13 protein-coding genes are annotated in these 14,494 nt (G+C 28.9%); 8 read left to right on the forward strand and 5 right to left on the reverse strand.

Annotated features, from left to right (window positions below; translation table 4 throughout):
- Positions 1-6: 6 nt before the first annotated feature.
- From ACM0IS_RS02060 to ACM0IS_RS02070, 3 genes are all read right to left on the reverse strand, one after another.
- Positions 7-1,794, reverse strand: a complete 1,788-nt coding sequence (locus tag ACM0IS_RS02060) for a TrkH family potassium uptake protein (protein ID WP_416756641.1) — start codon at positions 1,792-1,794, stop codon at positions 7-9.
- Between the two features lie 257 nt (positions 1,795-2,051).
- Entirely contained in the window at positions 2,052-2,285 is a 234-nt protein-coding gene (locus ACM0IS_RS02065; protein WP_416756642.1) for a YneF family protein, read from the reverse strand.
- 28 nt (positions 2,286-2,313) lie between these two features.
- On the reverse strand, positions 2,314-3,384 hold the full coding sequence (locus ACM0IS_RS02070; RefSeq protein ID WP_416756643.1) for a M42 family metallopeptidase: 1,071 nt from the start codon (positions 3,382-3,384) through the stop codon (positions 2,314-2,316).
- 317 nt (positions 3,385-3,701) lie between these two features.
- On the opposite strand from ACM0IS_RS02070, the gene dnaE reads away from it, so the two are divergent.
- The 8 genes from dnaE to asnS all read left to right on the forward strand — a co-directional run bounded on the left by dnaE (position 3,702) and on the right by asnS (position 12,835).
- Positions 3,702-6,632: a DNA polymerase III subunit alpha gene (gene dnaE / locus ACM0IS_RS02075; protein WP_416756644.1), complete on the forward strand. Its 2,931-nt coding sequence runs from the start codon at positions 3,702-3,704 to the stop codon at positions 6,630-6,632.
- Positions 6,616-7,509 carry a 5'-3' exonuclease gene (locus ACM0IS_RS02080; RefSeq protein WP_416756646.1) on the forward strand — a complete coding sequence of 298 codons (894 nt, stop codon included), beginning with the start codon at positions 6,616-6,618 and terminating at the stop codon, positions 7,507-7,509. The genes dnaE and ACM0IS_RS02080 overlap by 17 nt, the downstream gene beginning before the upstream one ends.
- The gene (locus ACM0IS_RS02085; RefSeq protein ID WP_416755828.1) at positions 7,494-8,075 is read left to right on the forward strand and encodes a dephospho-CoA kinase; all 582 of its coding nucleotides are present in this window, start codon (positions 7,494-7,496) and stop codon (positions 8,073-8,075) included. Before ACM0IS_RS02080 ends, ACM0IS_RS02085 begins: the two co-directional genes overlap by 16 nt.
- A gap of 44 nt (positions 8,076-8,119) precedes the next feature.
- A complete protein-coding gene (locus ACM0IS_RS02090; RefSeq protein ID WP_416755829.1) occupies positions 8,120-9,106 on the forward strand; it encodes a hypothetical protein in 987 nt (328 codons plus the stop codon).
- Positions 9,107-9,118: 12 nt separating this feature from the next.
- Complete coding sequence (locus tag ACM0IS_RS02095) at positions 9,119-10,024, forward strand: hypothetical protein (RefSeq protein ID WP_416755830.1); 906 nt, start codon at positions 9,119-9,121, stop codon at positions 10,022-10,024.
- Between the two features lie 11 nt (positions 10,025-10,035).
- Complete coding sequence (fmt, locus tag ACM0IS_RS02100; protein ID WP_416755832.1) at positions 10,036-10,881, forward strand: methionyl-tRNA formyltransferase; 846 nt, start codon at positions 10,036-10,038, stop codon at positions 10,879-10,881.
- Positions 10,882-11,011: 130 nt separating this feature from the next.
- Positions 11,012-11,464, forward strand: coding sequence for a YhcH/YjgK/YiaL family protein (locus ACM0IS_RS02105; RefSeq protein ID WP_416755833.1), 453 nt, complete (start codon positions 11,012-11,014; stop codon positions 11,462-11,464).
- A 12-nt stretch (positions 11,465-11,476) separates the two neighbouring features.
- Complete coding sequence (gene asnS, locus ACM0IS_RS02110; RefSeq protein ID WP_416755834.1) at positions 11,477-12,835, forward strand: asparagine--tRNA ligase; 1,359 nt, start codon at positions 11,477-11,479, stop codon at positions 12,833-12,835.
- Positions 12,836-12,969: 134 nt separating this feature from the next.
- Here the strand turns inward: asnS and rpsT are convergent, their stop codons facing one another.
- The gene (gene rpsT / locus ACM0IS_RS02115) at positions 12,970-13,230 is read right to left on the reverse strand and encodes a 30S ribosomal protein S20 (RefSeq protein WP_416741452.1); all 261 of its coding nucleotides are present in this window, start codon (positions 13,228-13,230) and stop codon (positions 12,970-12,972) included.
- 910 nt (positions 13,231-14,140) lie between these two features.
- Positions 14,141-14,314, reverse strand: coding sequence for a hypothetical protein (locus ACM0IS_RS02120; RefSeq protein WP_416755835.1), 174 nt, complete (start codon positions 14,312-14,314; stop codon positions 14,141-14,143).
- Positions 14,315-14,494 lie beyond the last annotated feature (180 nt).

Here is a 14,494-nt window from a genome sequence, read left to right on the forward strand (position 1 = left end):
ATTCTCCTATCCAATTGCAACGTCTGCATCGACGTATTCAAATGTACGTTTTCAGTTCTTCTTACGTTTTCAAACAAGTAACGTTGAAGAAATTCCAAATTGCCCAATAAACATAACAAGTATTAATGCTAATTTAGAAACAGTGTTTAAACTTTTAGTAATTCCAGAAGTTAGTCCAGTTGTCCCGAAGGCACTAGCAACTTCAAAAATAATGTTTTGAGTTGTATAAATTTCATTCGCATTATTTGTATTTGATAGTGTTTGAATTTGCCCGCCATAATCTTTAAATGATGAGAATAAAACTAATGAAGCGATAACAATTAAAATAAATGCAATTGCTAAAACTTGTGATGACATATTAACTGTATCTTGATTGATTGAACGTTTAAACATTCTTACTCGAGGCAATCCAAACAATACCCGCACAATTCCCATAATAATTAGAGCAAATGTTGTTGTTCTAATTCCTCCACCAGTTGAGGCTGGAGCAGATCCAATAATCATCATGAAAATAAAGGTAAAAGTAGATCCTTGTGTAAAGTGTTTGATATTAACGGTTGCAAATCCTGCACTTCGGGTTGAAAGTGAGGTAAAGAGTGTTGCAAAAGTTTTGTCGAATCAATTTCCATATAATTGGCCATTTTCAAAAATTCATCTTTGTTGGTTTAGTAATGCATATTTCGGATCACTAAGTTGTTCTAAATGATGACCATTTTTAAACCATTCAACATATTGAGTGTGGAAAATATACATGTCATTAGTTGTATATATCTGACCATTTGCGTGTTTTAAATTTTCAGGTATGTAATATTGGTTTCATAAAGCATAAGCATTTTGCGAACTGGCTTCAAATCCAATTGAAATTAAGAAACCTACAATAAAAACTAAGACATATGTTACTAACGAAATTTTTGTAAAAACTGAGAAATGATATGTCGCTTTTTCTCTTCTGATTTTATGCTTAATAAAGCAAGTTAAATCGTAAATTGCTGGGTATCCTATTCCTCCAATTACTAGCAAAATAATAAAACAGATTTGTAGGAAATAATTTTGATAGTATGGCATCAAACTTGATGAAGACATAATATCAAATCCTGCATTATTAATTGCTGAAATAGTGTGGAAAATTCCAAATTTTAAAGATAAGAGGAAATTTCCTTGTGGTGAAATAAAATTCTGATTCATGTTTTTAATGTAATCAGGATCATTAGGTCTTAACCCATTAGATAACATTAAATCAATTCCATTTGTATGAATTGGTGAAGCAAAATAAAAATAAATTGTTAATGCAACACTAAAAATAAAAATACAAATGAAAAGGAATTTTATTGAAGAAATAATAATTTGAGTGATTTTAGCAATATCAGTTCCTCCACGTTCACTTTGGATTAACTTAATTTCACCAAGTGAGGAGGATTTTTTACGGAAAATAAAATTGATAATAAAGAATTTTAAGGCAAATATTCCAATACCACCAGATAAAATTAATATTGCAATAATTGCTTGCCCGAAATCATTTCATTGTTGGAAGGTATCAGCAACGACTAGCCCAGTATCACTAAAAGCAGAAGCAGTAGTAAATACAGCATCAATATAAGAGATTCTATTTGCTGATTGATTTTGCGCTCATGGCGAAAATAGCAATAAGCTAGAAATTAAAACAATTAAAAAATAAACAAATAATAAATATTTTAATTTTGAAACATTCGATTTTCAGCGTCAAAAACGCATTATACTTTTAATGAACTTAGAATTTACTAATTTACTTTTTAAGTTATATTTCAGTCGCTTCATCGTACTCCTAATTTAGTCTATAAAATGATTATATTAAATTTATATAAAAATATAAATGCAGTTAAAATGAATAATAATGCTTTTTTATATTTTTTTACCCTATTTTATAGGCACAAAAGTAATTACAATAGTTTTATCATGTATTTAAAAACTATTTTTTCAATTATGAGCAAAGAAAATGGCAAAAAATTCTTTTTTTACTTGCTTTTAGATATATAAAAATTCACTTTAAAGTGAATTAATATGATTTATTGAATTTATTTATTTTTAGCATCATTCATAGACTTCATAATTTGTCTAATTTGTGATTCGCTTGCTGTTCTTCCCATTTGTTTAAACATGATACGAATCATTTTTTCATTAATAGGTGGGTTTTCTCTTAGTTGTTTTTCAAAGATTCTTTTAGTAACAAAAAATGTAACTAATGCAACAGCGATACCAACTAAAAGCACAACACCAATAATCATTCCAACAAAAGCGCCTGTTGTCATATTGACCATATTCACCTCCTATATTGCTTTATTTGTATTTTATTTTATCATATTTTTCTGAATTAAACTCTAATATAAAATTAGAGATTAAGTCACTTGCAGCTAATAAATCCGATATTGCGCAAACACCAATTGGTGAGTGTAAATATCTTTGTGGCAATGAAATTGTTAAAGTAGCAGCTCCACCACGTGCATATTGTAATTCATGAGCATCTGTTCCACCACCCATTGATACAAATTTATAAGCAGGAATATTGTGTTTTTTTGCCACTTCTTCCATTTGTGCAATAAGACCAATGTCCATTAAGTTTCCACCATCTTTAATTCTTAATGCAGCTCCTTTAAATAAAGCTGTTGTGCCAGGGATTGTTCCAATTGTATCGTGTGATGAAGTAGTATCCAAAGCAATTGCGATATCAGGATTTACTATTGATACTGAAGTTTTAGCACCTCTAGTTCCAACTTCTTCTTGTACAGTACCAACCATGTATAAATCACAGTCTAAATCTGCATTAGCAACACTTTGAGCAATACGTTCAAATACAGCAACTCCTGCACGATTATCCATCGCTTTTCCACCAATTAAATCTTCATTGTCAAAAATAATTGTTTCTCCACTCATGCGAACTTGGTTACCAATCTCTACACCAGCTTCAATAGCTTCTTGTTCAGATCTAAAACCAAAATCAGCATATAGATCATCATTAGAAATGGCTTTTGAAACTTTTTCTCTTTCCATGATATGAATTGAAGTATGCCCGAATACTCCTAAATATGTTTTTTTACTTGTAATTAGCTTAGCTTTAGTTCCAATCACCGTACTTGCTCAAATTCCGCCAATTGGGCTAAGTAAAATTTGACCAGACTTATCAATTCTACGAACAATATAACCAACTTCATCCATATGAGCAGCAACCATCACCTTAGGTGCATTAGGATTTTTAGAAGGTTTATGGAAAATAATTGAGCCCATTTTATCACGTGATACTTCATAACCTGTAATATTTTTTCTCAATTCGTCAGCAACAGGTTCTTCATATCTTGACATTGCTTCAATTTCCATATATTTGATGATTCTTTCTTTAAATGTTTGATTCATTTCCACTCCTTAAATATAATATTTAAAGTTTATCAAATTCTAATTAAAATTTTAATAAATAGCTTGACAAAGGCTTTTTATTACATTGTTAAAAAATAATATTAAGTTCTACTTCCTTATTCTAAAGATATTTTCAATTTCCTTAATATAAGGGTCTATTATAACGTCAAATTTAATAATATTTTTATAGTTAGTTATTCTAACTAAGGTTTTTTTAGCTAGATTTTTTAGTTTGTATTTTAATTTTACAATACTCGAATTATATTATTAAAGATTTATTTTTTACCTTTTTAAGTTAAATAAAATATAATAACAACATGAATAAAATATATCTACACACAAATACTGAGTATTCTTTTTTAAATTCAACAATTCGTGTTAAAGAATTAATAAATTTAGCTAGAGAAAATGACATAAAATATTTACCTTTAACCGATATTGATAATCTATATGCATTGCAATATTACTGAGAAGCACAAGCGACTTATGGTATTAAGCCTTTAATTGGTTTAGAACTAAATCTAATTGAAGGGTTTAGTGTTTTTTTACTTGCTAAAGATAATGATGGATATTGTTTTTTAAATGATTTAATTTACGCTAGAACAAGTGGTAAAGACATATCATACTATGAATTAGAAAATGAACACGTTTTTGTCATTGATCACCAATTCCTAGGAATGAAAGCAAAAAACATTCAAGTAAAAAAATACTTGAGCAACTTTTACTTAAACGCGAAAACAACGCAAGAAATTCAAACAGTTTATGCTCCATGCAAAAAGATTTTATATAGCGAGCAAAATGAATTAATTCCAATTTTAAATAGCATTGCAGGTAAAGAAATTGAACATGTTTTTTATACTGAATATTTAGATGATGATGATTTTTCTAACCTAGATCCACAAGTAGAACAAAATATTTTATTTATTGCTGAAAGTTGCAATGTTGTAATGCCTGATAAAAGTATTAAATTAGCTAAATTTCAAGGAAATGTAAAGGAAGAACTAGCTCGCTTGATGTCTAATAAAAAAGCATTGGATTTAATTTATACATATGGTGAAGATGTAGTTACTAACCGAGTTTATTATGAATATAATGTCATCAAAAAATTAGGTTTTCTAGATTATTTTTTAATCATTCAAGACATTATTAATTATGCTAAAAATAAAGGGATTGCAATCGGGCCAGGACGGGGCTCAGCATCCGGATCATTAATTTCATATTTACTAGGAATTACTGACATTAATCCCCTTGAATTTGATTTACTATTTGAAAGATTTTTAAATGTTGATAGAGTATCATTACCTGATATCGATATTGACATTCAAGATACTCGGCGTGATGAATTATTGCAATATATTAAGGATAAATATGGCGAAAATAATGTTGCTTTAATTAGTGTTTTTCAAACATTAGCATTAAAAAACTCATTAAGAGATATTGCTCGTTACCTTTCCATTCCAGTGCCAGAAGTTGATAAGATTTGTAATGCTTTAAAAAACAGTGACGAAAGTTTAATAAAAGCTTATGAAAATAATGAAAAATACAAGATGCTAGTAGATATGTATCCAAAATTGCATCAATATGCTAGTCAAATTGAAGGTTTACCTCGGCAAGTTGGAATTCATGCTGCTGGGGTAATTATTTGCGATAGAAATATAAAACACATTATTCCGGTTTCAAATAACACCAGCACCTTGCCGCAAGTGCAATTTACACTTAATTATCTTGAAAGATTTGGACTAATTAAAATTGATTTCTTAGGTTTGAAAAACTTAACAATATTGCAAGAAATAGAAGACCTTATCCCAAGCAATTATCGATTCGATAATCTAGTTGGAAGAAGCTATGGTAAGTTTATTGATCCAGATGTGGCTAAACTATTAAATAATTTGCTAACTAACGGGATTTTTCAATTAGAATCACCTGGTATGCAAAATGCTATTAAAGAAGTACATATCGATTCCTTCGATGATATTTATGCAATTATTTCACTTTTTAGACCTGGACCAATGCAATATATTTCAACATACAGTCGAAATAAGCTAAATCCTAATAATATTGAAAAATTACATCCAGCATATGACGAAATTGTAAAAAATACATTCGGAATAATTTTATATCAAGAGCAAATTATGCAAATTGCTCAAAAAGTAGCCGGAATGTCTTTTGCTCAAGCAGATTTATTGCGAAGAGCTATTTCTAAAAAAGACGAAACAAAGTTGCACAGTTATAAGAGTGATTTTTTTGCTGGTGGGCTTAAGAATGGAATTTCAGCAGAAGTATTGGAAAAAATATATTCAAATATTGAGCGTTTTGCTGCATATGGATTTAACAAATCCCATGCTGTTGCTTATGCTCTTATAGCCTACAAATTAGCTTATTATAAAGTGAAATACCCTCTTATTTTTTATAAAGTATTGATTTCAAATTCATCATCTGATCAACAAAATATTAAAAAATATGTTGCTGATGCTTCAAGTCAAGGAATTAAAGTATTTTCACCCGAAATTAATCATTCATCAGAAATTGTTGAAATTGTTGATGAGCAGTTATATTTACCTTTGGTAATGATTAAAGGGTTAGGTGCTGTTGCAGCACATAAAATAGTAGAAGAACGTAAGATAAATGGTTCTTACAATAGCTTTTTAGAAGCTTATTTAAGACTTAGAAATATAGCTAATGTTTCCGAAAGCATTTTAGATAATTTAATTAAATCCAATACCTTTAGAGAATTTGGTGGAATTGATACTTTATTGAATGCTAAAGATAAATATGCTCTACCATTTAATAAATTATTTGAAGATTCATATAAAAAAGTTGATGGTGATAAAAGTGACTTACTTTTAAATTTCATCAAGTCACAAGGGATTAATGAAATAGTAATGGAATTAATCCCTACTAATTTAATTGAAGAAATGAAATCAGAAGCAAATTTACTTGGTGATGTATATAATGCATTAAATTCATTACAAGAATCAACTGGTTATAAACAAATAGTTGATGTTGGACTAATCCCAATTTGAGTTAAATGTCTTATGTCAAAGGTTCAAAAAGATGCTAAAGGTAGACCTAGAGTTTCATTAACTGATAAAAGCAAAAGTATTATGGCTTTTGGATTTACTTCTCGTGCTACCGAAATTTTAAACCACACTCAACCACGCATGATTGTTGCATTATTAAAATTGTCAAAAGCTAATTACTACACATTTATAGACTGAAAAGAGATTCAAGATGAAAACAACAACTAATACCCACTTAATAATTGATGGAAATTACTTAATGTTCCAATCATTTTATGCTACCTATTATGGTAACCCCGATAATATTATGCGTGCTTCTAATGGAACTCCAACTAATGGAATTAACTTATTTTTACATCAATTAAATAAATTAATTGAGTTTTATCGTCCTAAATATTTATATATTGCTTTTGACTCAAAAGATAAAAGTTTTCGGCACGAACTATATGATGAATATAAAGCAGGGCGTGCTAAGGCACCTAATGAACTTTATGTTCAATTTAACTTAATTAAACAAATTTTAGATCTCTTAGGAGTTGTTCAACAAGAATTGGCAGGTTTTGAAGCAGATGATTTGGTCGCAGCTTACTGTAACAAAGTGGCTTTAAATGAGCCTAAAATTATTTTTTCAAGAGATAAAGATTTACATCAATTAATTGCGACAAATATTAGTATTATTCAAAAAGAAAATTACGGATATTCTTTACTTACAAATGAAAACTATTTTGAAAACTATGGATTTTTACCATCTCAAGTAGTAGACTATAAAGCATTGGCAGGAGATAGTAGCGATAATTTACCTGGAGTAAAAGGAATTGGAGAAAAAACAGCTATTTCAATTCTTGAGAAATTTCATACTGTTCCTAATTTATATGCTTCACAGGATAAATGAAGCGCCATGCTTACTAAAGGAGTAATCAATAAACTGATTGCGGGTAAAAATGATGCTTTATTTTGTTTAAAAATGGCGACATTGAATCCTAATGTTGATAGTTTTAATCCAGAAAAAGAAGCTTACGTTTTAAAATTAAACATTCAAAATGCTCTACCATTATTAGAACAACTTGAACTTAGATCAATTATTGAAAAATGAAACAAATGATAGCAATTGTTGGGCGCATGGCTTCTGGCAAAAGCACCTTTTTAGCTGCTTGTGCTCAGTTAGGATATAGCACTTTTAACTGCGATCAATATGTTAGTTATTTATATAGCCAAGATAAAGAGTTTATTAAATTAATTGCAGAAAAATTTGGTACTTTTTTACTTAAAGATAATGTGCTTGATAAGAGCGAAATTAAAAAATGAATTTTGCAAGACTCAACTAATTTAAAAAAGTTAGAAAAAGAGGTATTTTTAAAGCTAAAATCGCATTTATTAGAACATCAATATGATTTTGTAGAAATCCCAATTTTATATACAGATGTTGTAGACTTTGCGCCTTTATTTAGCTGTATTTTTCATATGCAAATTTCAGAAGATATCAGACAAAAATTTCTACAACAAAAGGGTGTGGATAACTTTACTTTGCAATTTTTAGATAACCAAAACGCCTATGATTGAGGGATAAAAAAATTTTTTCGTGAAAAAAGGGTTGTGCATATCTCATTGGATAAGCGTGATAATATAGAAAAAATTTCAAAAGTGCTTCATGAGCTTGCTATAGTCAGGTAAAATATGATTACTATCAAATATTTTTTACGTTAAAAGGAGCAAAAATGGACCTACAATATTCATATTTCGCAGTTGAAAAAAATTCAGAAATCACAAATGATGATTTAGTTAATTTTAGAGAGTTTTATGGGCCATTTTTAGGTTCTAACCCAATCTTTTTATACCAATATTTATTAGATTATGTTAGAGATAGCCAATTTAAACGTTTTGCTTATGACTTTTTATCCTTAACTGTATTTTTAAATATGGATGAGGCTGCTTTATCAAAAGCTAGAAGACAATTGGAAGCAACTGGTCTTATCAATACATATGCTGACCACAGTAAAAAAATTATGATCTTTTCATTACAAAAGCCATTGAATGCTTTTGGTATTAAACAAAATCAATTAATTACTGACTTATTACGTGACAAAGTAGGTGAAGAAAACTATAAACACATGGTACTAGCAAAAACTCGTCCTGCCACTTATAGAGATGCGTTTGATGTCGAAGATGTTACTACAGATTTCTTTACTGAATTCGCTAATAATAGTCAAACTAATAAAAAACAAATAATGTTTCAAAATAGTTTTGTTGAAGATGTTTTACGTCTTGGTGAAATGAGAAAAAGTCGCCTCGAAAATGAAAAACTATCATTCTCAACAGCTACTAGACTAGAAATTGGTAAAATCAAGTATTCAAATGAATATGAAGCAATTTTAAAGCTAAATTCTATTGAATTTGCCCAACAATTAATCAATGATGAATTAGAGGCAAGTTATGTTGCAACACTACAACAATGACAAGATAAAGTACAAGATGATAAAATCATTAACTTAATCTTATTCTTATCATTTTATCATTCAGCTAAAAGCACAGGTAGACCATTAAAAGAATGATTTAAGCATGCTGGAAGTATGATTAATGAAGTATTACAAATGAATTTACTTGATTTCACAGTAGTAGAAAACTACTTCGATGGCAAAATCAGAAATACCTATGATATTAAAATTTTCCAAAAGAAGGAAATTCTTAAATCGATGTTAAAGTAAAAGGAGTTAATTATGAGTTCAATCAATAAACCAATGCAAACGTTTGATTTCTTAAAAGAAGCTCCAATAAATAAAGAAAACTTAATTAAACAGGTCAAAAAAGATCCATTGCTTAATAAATTATTTAAAAAATTAAAAGTCTCAGATTCAGAAATCTGAGATTACTTTAATTATTTTATTGATTATAAAAATCAAATTATCAATCCTAATCAATCACCTTATTTGTTTGATTTTAAACGTGATAGTGAAAATAAACTTATAATAGAAAAAAAACTTGCACATAATGAAAAAGGCAATCGATTTCGTTTATTAAATAATTTATTATTACAACATATTTCTTCGCCTTTTTATGATACTACTTTGCAAGATTTGGATATCAATGACAACTTATATTATGATTTAGCTGGGATTCGAGCTGAAATATTGTTGTCATTAGAACCAAAACATCAAAATTCTAACTTACTATATGGAGTTTATTTCCACGGACCAGCTAACAGTTATCGCACTAAATATTTATCTTCTATAGCAAATACTTTTGCTTTAAATGATATTCCAGTCGCTTATATTGATGTAAATCAACTTGATGAATGAGTTAAACAACTTATCGGAAATAATGATGATATTAAATATTTAGTCAATGAACTTTCACGTGTGCCTGTGTTAATTCTTGATGAAATAGGATTAAAAAATTATACTGAGTGATTTTTAGATACAGTTTTAGTTAAAGTTTTACAAAATCGTGCTCAAAATCATTTATTGACTTATTTTGGATCATTCTACCCCCTTAGCGCATTAGCTAAAACCTTAATAGCAACTAAAAAAGGGAATGTAGTAAGCACTATTCCAAAACCTTTGATTGATAAAATCATTCATTTAATTATTGAACTTACTAAAGTCGAAACATTTATAGGGGTTTAGAAAGGAACTTTATGGATAAAATAAAAATTGTTTTAGCTGGAACGCCACAATTTGCTGTCCCAGTTTTTGAAGAAGTTATTAAAAATTTTGATGTCATCGCTTTGATTTCTCAACCTGATAGACCGGCTAATCGTGGATATAAGCTTGAACCTACACCAACTAAATTATTAGCTCAAAAATACAACATACCAGTTTTTCAACCCAATAAAATTTCTGAAATTTATGATCAATTAGCAAAAATGGATTTCGATATTTTTCTAACTTGTGCTTTTGGTCAAATTATTCCTGAAAAAGTATTAGCTTTGCCTAATTTAGCTGCTTTAAATGTACATGGTAGTTTACTACCTAAATATCGTGGAGCTGCACCAATTCAATATGCTTTATGAAATGGAGACAGTACTACTGGAATTACTTTGATGTATATGGTTAAAGCTATGGATGCAGGCGATATGATAGTAAAAGCTAGCTTAGATATCTTGCCTACAGATACTAGTGATACACTGTTTGAGAAATTATCATCTCTAGCAGCAAGCAATATTGTGAATTGAATTACTAATTTTGCTCAAGGCAAATATAAACCAGAAGTTCAAGATCCTTTACTAGTGTCCCTAAGCCCTAAATTAAATAAAGAAGATGCTTATTTAGATCCAAGTTTTGATCTGGAGGAAGCTTTTAATCGTATTAGAGCTTTTAGCTCAAATCCTGGATGTTACTACATAATTAATGGCAAAAGAATAAAAATATATTATGCTTCTAAACAAAAAGTTGCAAATGGCATAAAATTGGATTTTGCCAATGGTTCTTTATGGGCAACCGATTATCAATTCGAAACTAAGAAACGTGTCAAAATTGTTTAAGATCTTAAATCAAGTTAGAAAATATACTTTTACTAGCTTGATTTATTTTTTATACTGATATAAATAAAATATTTATATCAATCTAGCTAAAAATGTTTATAATTTAACAAGCTATTTTAAGGAGGAAAAAATGATTTTTGACAAACTTTCAAATATTAAGAAATATCAAGTCAATCCAGCAATTAAGGCAGCACTAGAATTAGCTGCAAATGCTGATTTTGATACGTATGAATACGGGATTCATGAGTTTAATGATGACATTAAGCTTGTCAAACGGAATTTTAGCCCCTTATTTGAAGAAAATTATGGTGAATTACATGACCAACACATTGATATTCATGTTTATTATGCTGGGGATGAAGTAATTTACTTCGACCCACAATCACATTATACCCAAGCAGATATTTTAAGTGCTTCCAAACCAAATGATGTCTTCTACATTAAAGCACCACAATATCATAATCAAATTAGATTAAGTCAAGGGACATTTGCTTTATTTTTCCCTGGCGAATTACACAAGATTACTTTTGCTAATGAGCAATTAACAAATAAAGACAAAATTATTATTAAAGTTAAATATTAAGGAGATAATGCTATGCATTCTATTAAAAAATTTATATTAAAACCTGGGTTTTATGACACATGAACAGATGTCACAGTTAAAGGGTGAGTTTCATCTAACCGTGGAAACAAAAAAATTCGTTTTATCGAAGTAAATGATGGTTCTACAGTAAAAAACTTACAAGTAGTATTTAAGGGAGAAAACTTTGATTTCGAAGCCTTAGATAGTTTAAAACCTGGTTCAGCTATTGTGGTTAAGGGTACTTTACACGCTACACCTAATGCACCTCAACCAATTGAGTTAGTTGCTGATACTTTAGTTGAATACAAGAAAGTAGATGAAGACTATCCAATTCAAAACCAAGAAATTAACTTAGAAACTTTACGTGAAATTCCTCATCTAAGACATAGAACTAACTTATTAAGAGCAATTATGTTAGTCCGTTCAACTTTAGCTCAAGAAATCCACAAGTTCTTTATTAATAAAGACTTCTTCTTAATGGCTAGTCCAATTATTACAAGCAATGATGGAGAAGGGGCTGGAGAAACTTTTATTGTTTCAGATCCAAGCTGAGCTGACCCATTCTTTGGTAAAAGCAAGAAAGCAACTCTTGGAGTTACTGGTCAATTACACGGTGAATCTTATGCTGTAGGTATGAAGAAAATTTATACTTTTGCACCTACTTTTAGAGCTGAAAAATCAAATACAAAGAGACATTTAGCTGAATTCTGAATGATTGAACCTGAAGTTGCTTTTTACGATTTATTTGACACAATTGCTTTAGCTGATGATATGCTTAAAGTTGTAATTAGAAACACAATGGCTAAAAACAAGCTTGAATTAGAATACTTAGATCAAGTAACAAACAATGGGCTTTTAGATAGACTAAACCATTTTGTTGAAACACCACTTTTAGTAGTTGATTATAAGGACGCAATCAAAGAATTGCAAAAAGTAAGAGATATATTCGAAAACAAAGATATTGAATTTGGTTTAGACTTAGGTTCAGAACACGAAAAATACTTAACTGAAAAAGTATACAACGCCCCAATTGCAGTTATTAACTTTCCTAAAGATTTCAAAGCTTTCTACATGAAGCAAAATGAAGATGGTAAAACTGTAGCAGCATTCGACTTACTTGTTCCTGGTGTTGGTGAACTTGTAGGTGGTTCTCAACGTGAATCAGATTACAATAAATTATTAACTAGAGTTAGAGAACTCGGAATTGATGAAAAAGACCTAGAATGATACTTAAACTTACGTAGATATGGTCATATGTTAACTTCAGGATTTGGCCTTGGATTTGAAAGACTTGTTATGTATGTAACAGGTACAGAAAATATTAGAGAAGCTATTCCTTATCCTAGAACAAATGGTAACATTAAGATGTAAAGTTTTTCGCTATATCAATAAAAATGCATGTATTGCCAGTAAAATGGTGATACATTTTTTAACTCTCATTTTTAGAAATAAAAAATTCCAGGAATGGCCTGGAACTAATTAGATTAGTTAACTAATTTAATAGATTATTTGTTTTTGTTAACAAAATCATCTAATCTAGCGTGTTTTCTAGCACCTTTGTTAGCGTGGAAAACACCTTTTGAAACTGCTTTAGCAATTGTTTTGTGTGCGAATGCTACTAATTCAGCAGCTTTTTCATCTTTAGCTAATACAGCTTCTCTAGCTTTACGTACAGCTGTTTTAACACGAGATTTCATTGCTGAATTCTTTTTGTGTGCTTCTTCCATTTTAGCTATACTTTTGATTTTTGACTTAATGTTTGCCATTATGTCCCCCTTTTTCTAATATTGTTTATTGAAAAATCAAGTATATTATATATTAATTTTAGATATTAGTAAAATACAAATATTCCTTAATTATAGTTATTAAACAAATAATTTATATTTTAATAGTTTAAAGTTATTAATCATCCACAGGAATATTTTTCAATATAATGAGCAAATAAATATGAGAAGAAATAACGCTTTATTCATAATCTGTTAGTCCATTTATTTTATTTATGTCTATTTTGAAATTCATACAAGAATTTTATATATTAACCATTATTTTATAAGGTGGTGACAAAATAAATCTTATTTGGAGGGGTGACAAAATAAATCTTATTTCACAATTATTTTATAAGGTGGTGACAAAATAAATCTTATTTCACATAATAATGTTATAATTACATTAGGTAGTATTGTATACTACCAAGTAAAAGTATAATTTATGCGAAATCCTTTCTGAGGGGTTTTCAGTGGAGCACAAAAACAGTGCTCCACTTTTTTACATTTATAAGTAGGGCACTGTGCATGCGATTAGATTATATTGTTTGTATAAATTTATTCTCTAAGCTTTGCAGATAATTTCATGAATTTCAAAATTCCATCTAATGTTTTTTAATATTTCTAGCTTTTGATATTTATCAAAATTCATTTGCTTAAAATAAATAAACTTTTGTACAATTTCTAAGTTTGATTCTGAGTATTTTTTTAAATGCTTCAACAAAGGATTTTCTATCTTTATAGTTTACTTATGAAAGTTAGTTTCTTATCTTATGAATAACGCATTTTTGCATTTCAGAAGTTTTAAATATTTCTTTGAAAATATCATTCTCAGAAAAATTATTGTATATTATGAATTTAGGATCAATCATCCCTCTTTCCTTTAATTTATATAGGAATTTACTTCAATTTATTATAGAACCTGCATCTTTAACTTGTACAAATAAAAGTTCTTTATATCATCTATATTTATCCCTATTGCTGTATATACGCCTACCTTATAGCTCTTTTTGATAAAATTCTTCTTATCTTCAACACCCAAAATGTTTTCAGCAATTTCTCCTGTTATAGGATTGTATCGCTTCATAACATCGTGATATGAATGCGCCAATAAATAAAGCTAACCATTCAAGGAGAATGGTTTGTTTAAACATTCCAGAAGATAATAAATTTAATTTTTTTATTTTACTAATGCGCTAGGGATAAAGTTCTTTCCTCTTACTCTTAGCATTTCCAAAGTAATTTTTTTGCTTAAAGTATACTTTGC

The sequence above is a fragment of the Mycoplasma aquilae ATCC BAA-1896 genome, from assembly GCF_048074525.1.
Taxonomy (GTDB): Bacteria; Bacillota_I; Bacilli_A; order Mycoplasmatales; family Metamycoplasmataceae; genus Mycoplasmopsis; species Mycoplasmopsis aquilae.